The 13,775-nt window shown below is 73.1% G+C and carries 13 protein-coding genes and 1 pseudogene; 9 read left to right on the forward strand and 5 right to left on the reverse strand.

The annotated features are described in order from the left end of the window. The 6 genes from FM076_RS06850 to FM076_RS06875 form a co-directional block, all read left to right on the forward strand. The coding region (locus FM076_RS06850) for a vWA domain-containing protein (RefSeq protein ID WP_173869019.1) at positions 1 to 565 on the forward strand (565 nt) is incomplete at its 5' end. Continuing rightward, on the forward strand, positions 565 to 1,173 hold the full coding sequence (cobO, locus tag FM076_RS06855; RefSeq protein WP_173869020.1) for a cob(I)yrinic acid a,c-diamide adenosyltransferase: 609 nt from the start codon (positions 565 to 567) through the stop codon (positions 1,171 to 1,173). The genes FM076_RS06850 and cobO, both read left to right, overlap by 1 nt. 28 nt (positions 1,174 to 1,201) lie before the next feature. Further along, positions 1,202 to 2,581, forward strand: a complete 1,380-nt coding sequence (locus tag FM076_RS06860) for a cobyrinate a,c-diamide synthase (protein WP_173869021.1) — start codon at positions 1,202 to 1,204, stop codon at positions 2,579 to 2,581. Then, the gene (locus FM076_RS06865) at positions 2,578 to 3,066 is read left to right on the forward strand and encodes a cobalamin biosynthesis protein (protein WP_173869022.1); all 489 of its coding nucleotides are present in this window, start codon (positions 2,578 to 2,580) and stop codon (positions 3,064 to 3,066) included. The genes FM076_RS06860 and FM076_RS06865 overlap by 4 nt, the downstream gene beginning before the upstream one ends. Beyond that, on the forward strand, positions 3,063 to 4,364 hold the full coding sequence (gene cobC / locus FM076_RS06870; protein ID WP_243274348.1) for an Rv2231c family pyridoxal phosphate-dependent protein CobC: 1,302 nt from the start codon (positions 3,063 to 3,065) through the stop codon (positions 4,362 to 4,364). Before FM076_RS06865 ends, cobC begins: the two co-directional genes overlap by 4 nt. A 173-nt stretch (positions 4,365 to 4,537) precedes the next feature. Continuing rightward, on the forward strand, positions 4,538 to 5,851 hold the full coding sequence (locus FM076_RS06875; protein ID WP_173869023.1) for an alpha/beta fold hydrolase: 1,314 nt from the start codon (positions 4,538 to 4,540) through the stop codon (positions 5,849 to 5,851). Positions 5,852 to 5,914: 63 nt separating this feature from the next. Here the strand turns inward: FM076_RS06875 and FM076_RS06880 are convergent, their stop codons facing one another. From FM076_RS06880 to FM076_RS06890, 3 genes are all read right to left on the reverse strand, one after another. Continuing rightward, positions 5,915 to 6,322, reverse strand: coding sequence for a DUF1992 domain-containing protein (locus FM076_RS06880; protein WP_173869024.1), 408 nt, complete (start codon positions 6,320 to 6,322; stop codon positions 5,915 to 5,917). A gap of 219 nt (positions 6,323 to 6,541) precedes the next feature. Further along, entirely contained in the window at positions 6,542 to 7,264 is a 723-nt protein-coding gene (locus FM076_RS06885) for a DsbA family protein (protein WP_173869025.1), read from the reverse strand. A 322-nt stretch (positions 7,265 to 7,586) separates the two neighbouring features. Continuing rightward, positions 7,587 to 8,798 carry a helix-turn-helix transcriptional regulator gene (locus FM076_RS06890; RefSeq protein WP_173869026.1) on the reverse strand — a complete coding sequence of 404 codons (1,212 nt, stop codon included), beginning with the start codon at positions 8,796 to 8,798 and terminating at the stop codon, positions 7,587 to 7,589. A gap of 104 nt (positions 8,799 to 8,902) precedes the next feature. Here FM076_RS06890 and FM076_RS06895 point away from each other — a divergent pair, with 104 nt between their 5' ends. The 3 genes from FM076_RS06895 (at position 8,903) to FM076_RS06905 (ending at position 10,782) form a co-directional block, all read left to right on the forward strand. Then, entirely contained in the window at positions 8,903 to 9,109 is a 207-nt protein-coding gene (locus FM076_RS06895) for a hypothetical protein (RefSeq protein ID WP_173869027.1), read from the forward strand. Positions 9,110 to 9,459: 350 nt separating this feature from the next. After that, positions 9,460 to 9,597, forward strand: a complete 138-nt coding sequence (locus FM076_RS06900) for a hypothetical protein (RefSeq protein WP_173869028.1) — start codon at positions 9,460 to 9,462, stop codon at positions 9,595 to 9,597. 57 nt (positions 9,598 to 9,654) lie between these two features. Next, positions 9,655 to 10,782 (forward strand): methyltransferase domain-containing protein, encoded by a 1,128-nt coding sequence (locus FM076_RS06905; protein ID WP_173869029.1) that lies wholly within the window; start codon positions 9,655 to 9,657, stop codon positions 10,780 to 10,782. 168 nt (positions 10,783 to 10,950) lie between these two features. On the opposite strand, the pseudogene FM076_RS06910 reads toward FM076_RS06905, so the two are convergent. Together FM076_RS06910 and FM076_RS06915 are read right to left on the reverse strand one after the other, a co-directional pair. Beyond that, positions 10,951 to 12,433 (reverse strand): annotated as a pseudogene (locus FM076_RS06910) (carboxyl transferase domain-containing protein). Positions 12,434 to 12,602: 169 nt separating this feature from the next. Then, positions 12,603 to 13,703, reverse strand: coding sequence for an amidohydrolase family protein (locus tag FM076_RS06915; protein WP_173869030.1), 1,101 nt, complete (start codon positions 13,701 to 13,703; stop codon positions 12,603 to 12,605). Positions 13,704 to 13,775: the final 72 nt, after the last annotated feature.

The following is a 13,775-nucleotide window of genomic DNA, read 5'->3' on the forward strand; positions in this document are numbered from 1 at the left end:
GGTGCTGTTCGTGGTGGACGCCTCGGGTTCGATGGCGGCGCGGCAGCGGATGAGCGCCGTCAAGGGCGCCGTGCTGTCGCTGCTGCTGGACGCCTACCAGCGGCGGGACAAGGTGGGCATGGTGACCTTCCGGCGCGGCGAGGCGGAGGTGGCGCTGCCGCCGACGTCGTCGGTGGACGCGGCCGCGGCACGGCTGGAGACCCTGCCGACGGGCGGGCGCACCCCGCTGGCCGCCGGGCTGGTGCGCGCCCGCGAGGTGCTCCGGGTGGAGCGGCTGCGCGACCCGGCGCGGCGGGCGCTGCTGGTGACCGTCACCGACGGGCGGGCCACGGGCGGCCCCGAACCGCTGGCGCGGGCCCGGCAGGCGGCACGGCTGCTGGCGGCCGACGGGGTCGCCTCGGTGGTCGTGGACTGCGAGGCGGGGCACGTACGGCTGGGGCTGGCGCGGGAGCTGGCCGCAGAACTGGGCGGCGAGGCCGTCACGCTGGACGAGCTGCGCGCGGACGCGGTCACCGACCTCGTCCGCCACACCACCGATGCACGCACCGTACGGAGGGCCGCGTAATGCCGAAGGGACAGCCGAGCGTCGTACCGCAGGACGGCCTGACCACCCGCCAGCGCCGCAACAGACCGCTGGTCGCGGTCCACACGGGCGTCGGCAAGGGCAAGTCGACGGCCGCGTTCGGGCTGGCGCTGCGGGCCTGGAACCAGGCCTGGCCGATCGGGGTGTTCCAGTTCGTCAAGTCCGCCAAGTGGAAGGTCGGCGAGGAACGGGCGCTGAAGGTCCTCGGGGAGACCGGCGAGGGCGGCAGCGTGACCTGGCACAAGATGGGCGAGGGCTGGTCGTGGCTCAAGCGCAACGTGCAGGACGGGGAGCTGAGCAACGAGGCAGCGGCCCGGGAGGGCTGGGAGCAGGTCAAGCGCGACCTGGCCGCCGAGACCTACCGGCTGCTGGTGCTGGACGAGTTCGCCTACCCGCTGCACTGGGGCTGGGTGGACGTGGCGGAGGTGGTCTCGGTACTGCGCGACCGCCCCGGTACCCAGCACGTGGTCATCACCGGCCGGAACGCCCCCCGGGAGCTGATCGACGCGGCGGACCTGGTCACCGAGATGACGAAGGTCAAGCATCCCATGGACGCCGGGCAGAAGGGGCAGAAGGGCATCGAATGGTGAGCGCCTCCGAGGACCGCGGGAGCGCCGTGTGATCCGCGTACCGCGCCTGGTCGTCGCGGCCCCCTCCTCCGGGAGCGGCAAGACGACGGTGGCGACCGGGCTGATGGCCGCCTTCGCCGCGCGGGGCCTGGCCGTCTCCCCGCACAAGGTGGGGCCCGACTACATCGATCCGGGCTACCACGCGCTGGCCACCGGACGGCCGGGCCGCAACCTCGACGCCTTCCTGTGCGGCCCCGAACGGATCGCGCCGCTGTTCGGGCACGGCGCGGCCGGCGCGGACCTGGCCGTGGTCGAGGGCGTGATGGGGCTCTACGACGGTGCCGCCGGGCAGGGCGAGCTGGCGTCGACGGCGCACGTGGCCAAGCTGCTGCGGGCCCCGGTGGTGCTGGTGGTGGACGCCTCGTCGCAGTCGCGCTCGGTGGCCGCGCTGGTGCACGGGTTCGCCTCCTGGGACCCGGAGGTCCGGGTGGCCGGGGTGGTCCTCAACAAGGTGGGCTCCGACCGGCACGAGGAACTGCTGCGGCAGGCGCTGGAGGGCGCCGGGGTCCCGGTGCTGGGGGTGCTGCGCCGGACGAAGGCGGTCCGGGCGCCCTCCCGCCACCTGGGGCTGGTGCCGGTCGCCGAACGGCACGCGGAGGCCGTGGAGTCGGTCGCGGCGCTCGCCGAGCGGGTGCGGGAGGGCTGCGACCTGGAGGCGCTGCTCGCGCTGGCGCGGCAGGCCCCGCCGCTGCCGGAGGAACCATGGGAGGCGGCGCGCGAGGCGGGGGCCGAGCCGGTGGCCCGCGCGCCCCGGGTCGCGGTCGCGGGCGGCGCGGCCTTCACCTTCTCCTACGCCGAGCACGCCGAGCTGCTGCGGGCGGCCGGCGCCGAGGTCGTCGGCTTCGACCCGCTGCGGGACGAGGCGCTGCCGCACGGCACGGCGGGGCTCGTGATCGGCGGCGGCTTCCCCGAGGTGTACGCCCCGGAGTTGTCCGAAAATCGACCCCTGCGGCAGCAGATCGCGGCGTTCGCGGGGCCGGTGGCGGCCGAGTGCGCGGGACTGCTGTACCTGGCGCGGGAGCTGGACGGCAAGCCGATGTGCGGGGTCCTGGACGCGCGGGCGCAAATGACCGAGCGGCTGAAGCTGGGCTACCGCGAGGCGGTGGCCGTCACCGACAGCGTGCTCGCGCAGGCGGGCACCCGGGTGCGCGGCCACGAGTTCCACCGCACCGAACTCCTCCCCGGCGCGGGCCCGGCACCCGCATGGGGACTGGTGCGGCCCGAGCGGCGCACCGAGGGCTTCGTCCACCACGAGGTGCACGCCTCCTACCTGCACGTCCACTGGGCCGCGGCCCCCGGGATCGCGGGCCGGTTCGTGGCCCGCAGCGCCCGGCGGTGGGAGGCGGAGCACGCCGGGAGCACGGCATGAGGCGGTACGGCTCCGGCTCGCCGGGCGGCCCCGTGCCCCGGTCCCGGCTGATCACCGTCGGGGTGGGCACCTGTTCCGGGGTGACGGCCGAAGAGGTGCTGGCCGCACTGGAACGGGCGCTGGGGCGCGCCGGACTCGCGGAGCACGACGTCACGGCGCTGGCCACCGTACGGGCCAGGGCCGAGGAGCCCGGACTGCTGGCGGCGGCCCGGCGACTGGGCCTGCCGCTGTTCGCCTACGACGCACGGACGCTGGCCCGCGTCCGCGTACCGCACCCCTCCGCCTTCTCCCGCACGGCCGTCGGCACCCCCTCGGTCGCGGAGGCGGCGGCGCTGCTGGCCGGCGGAGGCGGCGACGGTTCCCTCGTCCAGGGCGGCGCCCCGGTGCTACTGGTGCCCAAGACCACGGCACGCCCCGCCGACGGCACCCCTGTACGGGTCACGGCCGCGGTCGCGGCGCTGGCGGTACCTGGAGGAGACGGATGAGCACGCACACGGACACGGAAGGCACTGCGGCGGACGCGGACGCAGTCACCATGACCGCGCACACGGACCAGGACAGCACCATCGCGCGCAGGGGAACGGACAGCACGACTACACGCACGGGAACGGACACCCCCACCGCACACACGGGAACGGACACCCCCACCGCACGCACGGGGACGGACCCCACCACCCCGCACACAGCGACAGGCGACACCACCGCACGTGCGGTGACGGCCCCCGCCGGGGCCCCGGCCGCCGAGCTGCGGCACCACGGGGACGCCGAAGTACGCGGGGACGGCGCCGCGTTGACCGACCTGGCCGTCAACGTCCGCCCCGGCACTCCCCCGGCATGGCTGCGGGAGCGGCTGGCGGCCTCGCTGCACTCCCTCGCGGCCTACCCGGACGGCGGCCCGGCCCGCCGCGCGGTCGCCGCACGCCACGGTCTGGACGAGGACCAGGTGCTGCTGACGGCAGGGGCCGCGGAGGCGTTCGTCCTGCTCGCCCGGGCCCTGCCGGCGCGCCGCCCGGTGGTGGTCCACCCGCAGTTCACCGAGCCGGAGGCCGCACTGCGGGACGCGGGCCACGAGGTGGGACGGGTGCTGCTGCGCCACGAGGACGGCTTTCGGCTGGATACCGCGGCCGTGCCCGACGAGGCCGACCTGGTGGTGATCGGCAACCCCACCAACCCGACCTCGGTGCTGCATCCGGCCGACCGGCTGGCACGGCTCGCCCGCCCGGGGCGCACCCTGGTGGTCGACGAGGCGTTCGTGGACGCGGTGCCGGGTGAACGCGAGTCGCTGGTCCCGCTGCTGGGGCGGCTGCCGGGACGGACGGTCGTCCTGCGCAGCCTCACCAAGACCTGGGGGCTGGCCGGACTGCGGATCGGCTACGTGCTCAGCGACCCCGGCACCGTTCGGACGCTGGCGGGGCATCAGCCGCTGTGGCCCGTCTCGGCGCCCGCGCTGACCGCCGCCCAGGCGTGCAGCACACCCGAGGCGCTGGCCGAGGCGGAGGCGGCGGCACGCCGGTTCGACGCCGACCGCGCCCATCTGCGCGCGCGGCTGGCCGAACTGGCCGGCGCGGGCGTCGTCGAGGGCACGCCCGCGCCACGCGGGCCCTTCCTGCTCGTCGGACACCCGCGGGCGGCCCTGCTGCGGGCGCGGCTGCGGGAGGAGGGCTTCGCCGTCCGGCGCGGGGACACCTTCCCCGGGCTCGGCGAGGAGTGGTTCCGGATGGCGGTACGGGACCGGGCGACCACGGACCGGTTCCTGGGGGCGCTGCGCCGCGTGCTGACCTGAGCGCAGGCCGTCCGCAGGCCGTTCGCAAGCCATCCCCGGTCGAGTGGCCAGGCGGCCCGATGGTCGAATGTCCGGGCGGCCGGATGGTCGAATGTCCGGATGGCCGCGGGCGGCGAAGCGGCGATGAGGCCACCGCATCCGCCGCGTCCGCCCACCACCCACAGGAGATCAGCATGCCCACCACCCTGCGGCACCCCGGAACCGTGCTGACGGACCACGTCTTCGCGGTGCCCCTGGACCACGGCCGGCCGGACGGCGAACAGATCGAGGTGTTCGCACGCGAGGTCGTCGCGGCGGGCCGGGAGCACGAGCGGTTGCCGTGGCTGCTGTTCCTCCAGGGCGGGCCCGGCTGCGGCGCGCCCCGCCCGGTGGGTGCCGCCGACTGGCTGGGTACCGCACTGCGCCACTACCGGGTGCTGCTGCTCGACCAGCGCGGCACCGGCCGTTCCACGCCCGCGAACCGGCAATCCCTCGCCGCCCGGGGCACACCTGAGCAGCAGGCCGCCTACCTGGCGCACTTCCGGGCGGACGCCATCGTGCGGGACGCGGAGCTGGTACGGGAGCGGCTGCTGGGCGGGGAAGGGCGCTGGTCGACGCTCGGCCAGAGCTTCGGCGGCTTCTGCACCCTCGCCTACCTCTCGTACGCGCCGGGCAGCATCCGCGAGGCGTTCGTGACCGGCGGCCTGCCGGGGCTGCGGGTGAGCGCGGAGGACGTCTACCGTGCCGCGTACCCGCGTGTGGCGGCCAAGAACGCGGAGCACTACGCGCGCTACCCGCAGGACGTGGCGACGGTGCGGCGGATCGCGGCGCACCTGGCCGAGCACGAGGTGCGGCTGCCGGACGGAAGCCGGCTGACGGTGGAGCGGTTCCAGACGCTGGGCATGCTGCTGGGGCAGGGTTCGGGCTCGCACACCCTGCACTATCTGCTGGAGGACCCCTGGATCGGCGGCCCGTCGGGGCTGCGGCTGTCGGACGCGTTCCTGGAGGGCGTGCGGGCGCAGGTCTCCCTGGCCGCCACGCCGCTCTTCGCCGCCCTGCACGAGCCGATCTACGCCCAGCGTTCGGTGGCCGCCTCCGGCACCCGGTGGGCGGCCCAGCGGGTGCGGGGCGAGTTCCCGGCCTTCGACGCGGAGCGGGCGGCGGCACGGGACGAACCGGTGCTGCTCACCGGGGAGATGATCTACCCCTGGATGTTCGACCTCGATCCGGCGCTGGTGCCGCTGCGCGAGGCGGCGCACCTGCTGGCCGAGCGGGGCGGCTGGCCCGACCTGTACGACACGGAACGGCTCGCGGCCAACGAGGTGCCCGTCTACGCGGCCGTCTACCACGACGACATGTACGTGGACCGCGACCACTCGCTGGCCACCGCCCGCGCCGTGCCCCGCGTCCGCACCTGGGTGACGAACGAGTGGGAGCACGACGCCCTCCGTGCCGGCCGGGGCGCCGTCCTGGAACGCCTCATCGGCATGGCACGCGGCGAAGTGTGAGACAGGGCCGGGCGCGGGACGGAGGCGGGGGCGCGAGGGTGCGGTCAGGCGCACTGGGCGCGGTCAGGAGCGCCGGGTGCGCTCCGAGCGCCACCGGCGTACCGCGCTCTCGACGTCGAAGGGGACGAGGCGGTGCGGCGGGCCCTCCGGCGGGGTGCGGAGCGCCTCCTCGATCCTGGCGTTGATCTCCGTCAGGATCGCGCGGACCTCCGCCTCGGAGCGGGCCTCGGCAGCCCGCTCGGCGGCCTCCTGCGCCTCCTTGCGGAGCAGGAGGGAGGGCGGCAGGTAGGAGAGGTTCTCCTCCCGCATCTTGCGCTCGACCCACCACTGCTCGGTGTACGGCTTGTCGAGCCCGGCCAGTGGCTTCCCGGCACCGGGCAGGTTCGCGAACTCGCCGCGCTCCTCGGCCTCCCGGATCTGCCGGTCGGCCCAGGTCTCGAAGTCGACTCCTGGGGGCTTGCGTTCCGTCATGGCGCGTCCTCCACTCCCCTCCACCTCCGGCGGCACCCCTTCCGCCACCGCCAGCGCCGCCGTCACCGTGGCGGGCGTCACTCCATGGTCCCAGATCCCGTCCCGCCCCGGACGGTCGGCTCCGGCGCCACCGGCGGCCCGGCCGGGACCGAGACGGTGGGGCAGGGGCCGAGACGGCGGGGCAGGGGCCCGGGCCATGGCGGGTCGGTGCCGGGCGGCTCAGTGCCGGTGCGCGGGCACCTCGCACGAGCCGTCCGCGCACACGGGCGCGTCCTCCCGCACCCCGGCCGCCGCGACGGGGACCGGCCCGGCCGCCGCGTACGCCTGCTCCAGCGCCTGGGTGAAGACCTCGGCGGGCTGGCCGCCGGAGACACCGAAGCGGCGGTCGAGGACGAAGAACGGCACGCCGGTGGCCCCGAGCGCGGCGGCCTCCCGCTCGTCGGCCCGTACATCGGCGGCGTAGGCGTCCTCGTCCGCGAGGACACGGCGGACCCCGCCCTCGTCCAGCCCGGCACCGGCGGCGACGGATACGACGGTCTCCGGGTCGCCCAGGGGCAGCAGGTCGGCGAACATGGCGCGGTAGAAGGCGTCCAGGAGGGCGGTGTGCACGGCCGGGCCCTGGGCCTTGGCGTGGTGCAGGAGGCGGTGCAGCGCGAAGGTGGAGCCGCTCATCAGGCGCCCTGAGGCGTAACCGAGGCCCTCACCGTGCGCCGCCGCGGCGACCCGCGCCTCGGCCGCCTCGGCCTGCTCGGGCGTCATGCCGTACTTGTCCGCCAGGAGCCGGGTAACCGGCTCCCCGCTGGGCGGGCCCGCGTTCGGGTCCAGCTCGAAGGAGCGGTGCACCACCTCGACCTCGTCCCGGTACGCGAACGCGGCCAGGCCCTTCTCGAAGCGGGCCTTGCCGATGTAGCACCAGGGGCAGGCTTGGACCAACGAAGCCACAACCGCTCTGACCTGGGGTTCTTAACCAAACCGCTCGTGAACCTTGAAGGATTCGCCGAGCGGAAGAACCACTCGTGAACCTTGAAGGATTCGCCGAGTGGAAGAACCACACATACAAGCGACCGGCCACACCCGTGTGCCGCGTGACACCACCTGACCACCTCCCAACGTTGGGAGGTACTGCCCCCGATGGCTTCCCGCTGTGGGGGGCTTTCTGCGTTTCTGGGGCACCTTCGAAAGAAAGGTGGGGGTTCTCGCCGGCTCGGGGGTGTAGGGCGGCTCTCGCCCAGTGTTTCCAAGGGTTCGGCGGTCCCTTCGATTCCTAGGCTGCGGAGTCGAGAACGGCCCGCACCTCGGGTACGTCGGCGTACTCAGCGAGCCGTGCGAGCACCACCTTGACCCGCTCCGCTGTCCGGTCGCTGGCTACGTCCGCTGAGAGGCTGATGACTCGCTCAGCAGTGGCTGCTGCTTCCTCCGGTTCGTTGGCATCGGCATAGGCAACGGCGAGCCATGAGAGGTAGAGCGCCAATTCGCGGGTGTGTGTCGCGTCGTACCGGCCGAGGACATCGCGCAGCAAGGGAACAGCGCGGAGCGGTCGGCGCAGCTCGGTGTAGACACGGGATTCCATGACCTGTAGTTCGCCAGCGTCGACCCAATACAGGTACGCCGGTGACTCGGTTCCCTCGCTGTCAGCGCTGAGCGCTTCACTGGCTTCTCCGAGGGCGCGCATTGCCTGCTGCGCATTCTCGGAACCCCCGGCTTTGGTGTGGGCCCATGCCACACGATCGAGGTACAGCGCGCGGGCTTTCGGAGGAGCGTCCAGTCCGGCCCCATCAAGGGCTGCACGGGCAAGGTCCAGCGCCTCAATTTCCCTGCCGGTGTTGGACAGTTGGTATGCCAGCGATCCGGCAAGGTTCCCGGCAAGGGTGTGATCCTCTGCCTGTGTCGCCGCGCTGAGACCGAGCCGGTAAATGCGCTCTGCTTCTTCGTGCTGTCCTGCGTCGCTGGCGATCCATCCGGCGATCTGTGCCAATTCGCCAATCTGCACAAGGAGCTGACGGCCCGTTAGGCCCGTGTAGCCGTGCTCTCGATAGATTCGCACAGCCTTTCGAAGCTCTCGCAGTGCGGGCCGCATGAGATCGCCCCCGGCTAGGAAGTCATCGGCGAGCCGCAGGCTGTGCACCCGCTGCTGCAAGTCGTCCACCTGGCCCATGCCGACACGGCCGCCTGGACGGGCACTCAAAGGCTCCAGCGGGTCGTCGTCGGGCAGGAAGTCGGCCAGCGTCGGCAAAGGCGGCTCAGCGGGCGTCTGTGGCTCTCTGAGGGCTTCCACGGGAACGCCGAGAGCCGAGGCCAGGAAGGGGAGCCATTCGCGGGGCGTGCGCTTCCCTGTCTCCCATCGGCTCACCTCTTGGCGGCCGACCGGCTCGCCCTGGACTCCAGCGGCTAGGCAGACCTCCCGCGCTAGCCGTGCCTGACTCCACCCTCGTTCCTCGCGGTATCGCCGGATGTTGGCCCCAACGCTGCTCCCCATGGGTCAAGTCTGGCCGACAGATGGCCTACACGGGGCCGCTAGTCCTAGATCAATCCCGGTTGGAGGGTGAGCGAGCGAAAGCCGACTAGGAGGAGCGAGCGATCATGGCGAGCGACGCAAGGGCCCGACTGTCCAAGGTGATCGACCGGCACGGCCACGATGGGAAGGTGTTGATCTTCAAGGACACCGACGACCCGTTTGGCACGACGGCCGAGGGCGCGAACCCTGCACCGCATTCCGGCATCGGTCGGCCGACGCTGCGGGAACGGGTGGCAAAAGCCAACGCACGGAGCCGGGGCGACATCTTGTAATGGCGCGCACTGACCCGCGACGGCCCATTTCGACCATGCAAGCACTGTGGTCATGGGGTGAATACTGCGGGGCGTGCGCTGGGCACCGAGAAATCTGGTGCCCAATCTGCTTCGGATTTGAGGGGTGTCGGACTTGCAGTCATCGTTACAAAGTCCCGTGCCCCATATGCGCTGGCGGGCGGTTGATGCCGCTCACATGATGAGGCTTTCTCGCTGATCTCCGCCCCTGCCGGATGTAGCCCGACTCGATTTCCCCCACGTCTGGCATCCCCGGTAGGGGCGGGCAAGTCCCCGTTTCGCAGACAGCGGGACGGTTCAACCGGCACCATCGGAGCCTAGGAGGTAACGGAATGCGTAACTGGTGGCTGACCATGAACGACCCCGGCAACCCGCAGGACGACAGCGACAGCGGGAACAAGCACGGCGGGGGTGGCTCGGACGAGGGCGGTAACACGAACGACGGCCAGGGCCCGGCGGACGGCCGCTGATCAGTGAGCACTGACGACGTGAAGGGGGCGGGTCCTGAGGGGCTCGCCTCCGCTCTCATGGAAAAGGGCGTGCTGACAAGCGATTGGCTGCCCGCCTATCAGGCAGCGCCCCGTCATCTGTTCATCCCGGAAATGATCTGGCCGGGCCGAGCCGGCATGAATCGCCAGGATGACCGCGTAATTCGCAGCGAGGAACCCGACGTCTGGTGGTCGGCGGTTTACCGTGACGCGCCGATCACGACCCAATGGGACGACGGCTCTTACACCGGACCCGGTAAAGGCAAGATCCCGTCTAGCTCCAACTCCATGCCGACCATGGTGTTTTCGATGCTGGACGCGCTGAGCGTCGAACCGGGTCAGCGGGTGTTGGAGATTGGAACCGGTACCGGCTGGAATGCCGCGCTGCTGTGTCACCGCCTCGGCTCTGAGAACGTGTTCACCGTTGAGGTGGACGGGGACAGCGCGAGGGAGGCGCGCAAGCGTCTGAATGCCGCCGGATTCGATCCCGTCTCGATCATCGGGGACGGGGCCGAGGGATACGCCCAGGGTGCCCCCTATGACCGCGTGATCGCTACGGCGTCAATCGGTCGTGTTCCCCGCCGCTGGATCGAGCAGACGAGACCGGGCGGGATCATCGTTTCCCCGTGGGGACCGACCTACGGCGGGGAAGGGGTGGTTCGGCTGACCGTTGCCGAGGACGGTTCGGCGTCTGGTCCGTTCGTCGGCTCATCGGCGTTCATGCGGCTGCGGGATCAGCGGGTGAAGCGGACGCACGTCCGTGAATACCTCGGCGGCCGGAAGTGGCCTGCGGATGGCACTCGCAGCGTCACACCGATTTCCCCGGACGCCGTGGGCGACTGGCCGGTCATGTTCGCCATCGGCGTGCAGGTGCCTGGGGCGTTCCCGTGGGCGGAGACCTATGGCGACGGCTCTTACACGCTGTGGCTCCGGGATACCGCTGTCACGTCGTGGGCGACGGCCGACTACGAGCCGGGCCGCGAGGAATTCGAGGTCTACCAGTCCGGCCCGCGCAAGCTGTGGGACGAGGTGGAGACCGCCTATCTCTGGTGGGAGAAGCAGGGCCGTCCCGGATTCGAGCGGTTCGGTCTGACCGTGGACGGCGACGGCGAGCGGGTGTGGCTGGACTCGCCCGACAACCCCGTGCCGGTCCGTGCAACCCTGTGATCCGGCCCCGTCTGTGTGCTCACTCCGCCGTAGCACATGGGCGGGGCCTCCGCACGTCTATGCAGGTCAGAGGGGGTGCGCTAACCTATGGCTCTGTTGGTCCAAGGGCAGGCGATGTCCGACCAGATCTCCACACGCATACGAGGACGAACAGCGGACGCGCGGCGGCTATTCCGCGCCGGGGCGCCCCGGCGCGGTGCCGCAGTCCGGTGCCGGGTGCGGCGGTGCGATACCGCGGGCCACACCGAGTGCGACGGCGTCCTGGGGCCGCAGCCGCAGGGCTTCGGCCGTCTCGGACACCCGGTCGGGGCCCCGTTTGAGGATGGCGGCGGCCGACTCCGGTGCGATGACGGAGAAGTAGCTGTCAGGGGTCGCCCACAGGCGTCCCGGCGCGGCAGGGCGCAGGCCGCGCCGCCGCCCTCGCCGATGACCAGCGAGGTGACGGGGACGGCCGCCTCCGCGACCGCGGCGAACGTCCCGGCGATGGCGGGCCCCGCGCCCGCCCGCTCGTCGTCGGGGCCGTTGGCGGCGCCGGGGGTGTCGATGAGGGTGAGGACGGGGATGCCGAGCCGCCCGGCCAGCCGCACCAGGCGGGTGACGGTGCGGTAGCCGGCGGGCCGGGTGGGGGTGCCGCGCTGGGCGGCGTAGGCGATCGTGCGGCCGTCCCGCAGTCCGAAGCCGCACCGGACGCCCGGGTCCACGCCCGAACACCGGTCGCCGCTGATCTCCTCGCGGCTGGTGAAGTAGGCGTCGAGGTACGCGTCGGCCCGGGGGCGGTCCGCCGCGCGGGCCCGGGCGACGGCTTCCGTGCCGGTGAGGGGCGGAGCGGTGACGGGCGGAGCGCTGGTGCCGGACGGCGTCGGCAGGGCGTACGGCACGGGGCCGGCTCCGGCGCGGGCGCGCCCTGCCGGCGGGCCCCGCCCACGGCACCGGCGCCGCCGCCGGCTCCCCCGCTCGTACCGCCGCGGGTGCCGCTGCCCGTACCGCCGGTCAGCAGGGTGAGCCAGTGCGCGAGCACGGCGGGGAGCCGCTCCGCGGGGACGAGCTGGTCGAGGTGGCCCGCGGCGTGCTGGGCTTCCACGGTGTAGGCGGCCGGGTCGGCGTCTTGGGGCCGTACCCGGGAGCCGGCGAACGCGGCCTGTGCCCCGGGCAGTCCGAGCACCACGTCGGCACCGGCCGCGAGCGTGGCCCAGCCGCCGCCCGTGGTCGGGTCCCGGACGACGGCGACCTGGGGCAGCCCGGCGGCGCGGGTCAGCGCCGTCTGCCGGGCCACGCGCTGGAGCTGGCCGAGCGCGCGCATGCCCTCCTGCATCCGGCTGCCTCCGGTGGCCACGAGCGTGACGACGGGCAGTCCCAGCTCGCGCGCCCGGACATGGGCCGCCTCGATGAGATCGCCCGTGCGTTCGCCGAGGGACCCACCCAGATAGCCGAACTCGAAGCACAGCAGTACGGCGTCGGTACCGGCGATCCGGCCTGTCCCGCAGACGACTGATTCGCACTCCCCTGTGCGCCGCCGGGCCCCTGCCCGCATCTCGTCGTACCCCGGCCACCCCAGCGGGCCGTCCGCCGACGCGGGACGCCCCTCGGGCGGGCCGAACTCCACGAACTCACTCGACACCTGGGACAACAAGACACGCGCCGTCGACCTCATACCCCCAGACTGCCGCAACCCCGCGCCCCACCAGGGGGCGCGGGGAACCGCGTGCCGGCCACGACGCTCCCGCAGCCCGAGAACGGACGGCAAGGGCACCCCCTCCACTCCCTCTCGGCGCACGACGGGCGGGCAAGGGGCACCCCCTCAGGGCACCAAGGGCGCCCCCTCAGCGCACGATGCGGCCCCGGAGCACCACATGGCTCGGAGTTCCGAGGACGCGCACGTCCGTGCGGGGATCGGTCTCGTAGACGACGAAGTCCGCGGAGGCGCCCTCGGTCAGGCCGGGGCGGCCGAGCCAGTCGCGGGCGTTCCAGGTGGCGGCGGCGAGCGCGTCCAGGGCGGGGATGCCGGCCCTGACCAGTTCGGCGACCTCCTGGCCGACCAGCCCGTGGGCGAGGGAGCCGCCCGCGTCGGTGCCGGTGAAGACGGGGATGCCCGCGTCCCAGGCGGCCCGCACGGTCTCGTAGCGGCGGGCGTGCAGGTCGCGCATGTGGGCGGCCCAGCGCGGGAACTTGGCCTCGCCGCCCGCGGCGAGCGTGGGGAAGGTGGCGATGTTGACGAGGGTGGGGACGATGGCGACGCCGTGCTCGGCGAAGAGGGGGATGGTCTCCTGCGTCAGACCGGTGGCGTGCTCGACGCAGTCGATACCGGCCTCGACCAGGTCGCGCAGCGAGTCCTCGGCGAAGCAGTGGGCGGTGACGCGGGCGCCTTCCTCGTGTGCGGCGGCGATGGCCTCCTCGATGGCCCAGCGGGGCCAGCAGGCGGACAGGTCGCCCTCTTCCCGGTCGATCCAGTCGCCGACGAGCTTGACCCAGCCGTCGCCGCGCCGCGCCTCGCGGCGCACATAGGCGGCCAGGTCGCCGGGCTCGATCTCGTGTGCGTAGTTGCGGATGTAACGGCGGGTGCGGGCGATGTGGCGGCCCGCGCGGATGATGCGGGGCAGGTCCGCGCGGTCGTCGATCCAGCGGGTGTCGGACGGCGAGCCCGCGTCGCGCAGCAGCAGGGCGCCCGCGTCGCGGTCGGTGAGCGCCTGCTTCTCGCTGGTGGAGTCGTCGACGGGGCCGTGCGCGTCCAGTCCGACATGGCAGTGGGCGTCCACCAGGCCGGGCAGCACCCAGCCGTGCAGGGTCCGCGGCTCGTCGACGGCACGGGGTGCCGGGGGGCGCTCGAAGGTGACGCGTCCGTCCACCACCCACAGTTCGTCCCGTACGTCCTCGGGTCCGACCAGCACCCGCCCCTTGATGTGCAGACTCGCGCGCTCGCTCATGCTCGCACTGTACGAGTGCCCCGTACGGGGGCGTCCAGAGGTACGGGGGCGTCCAGAGGCGTCCGCGGTCCC

The organism is Streptomyces albus subsp. chlorinus (assembly GCF_013302895.1).
GTDB lineage: Bacteria > Actinomycetota > Actinomycetes > Streptomycetales > Streptomycetaceae > Streptomyces > Streptomyces chlorinus.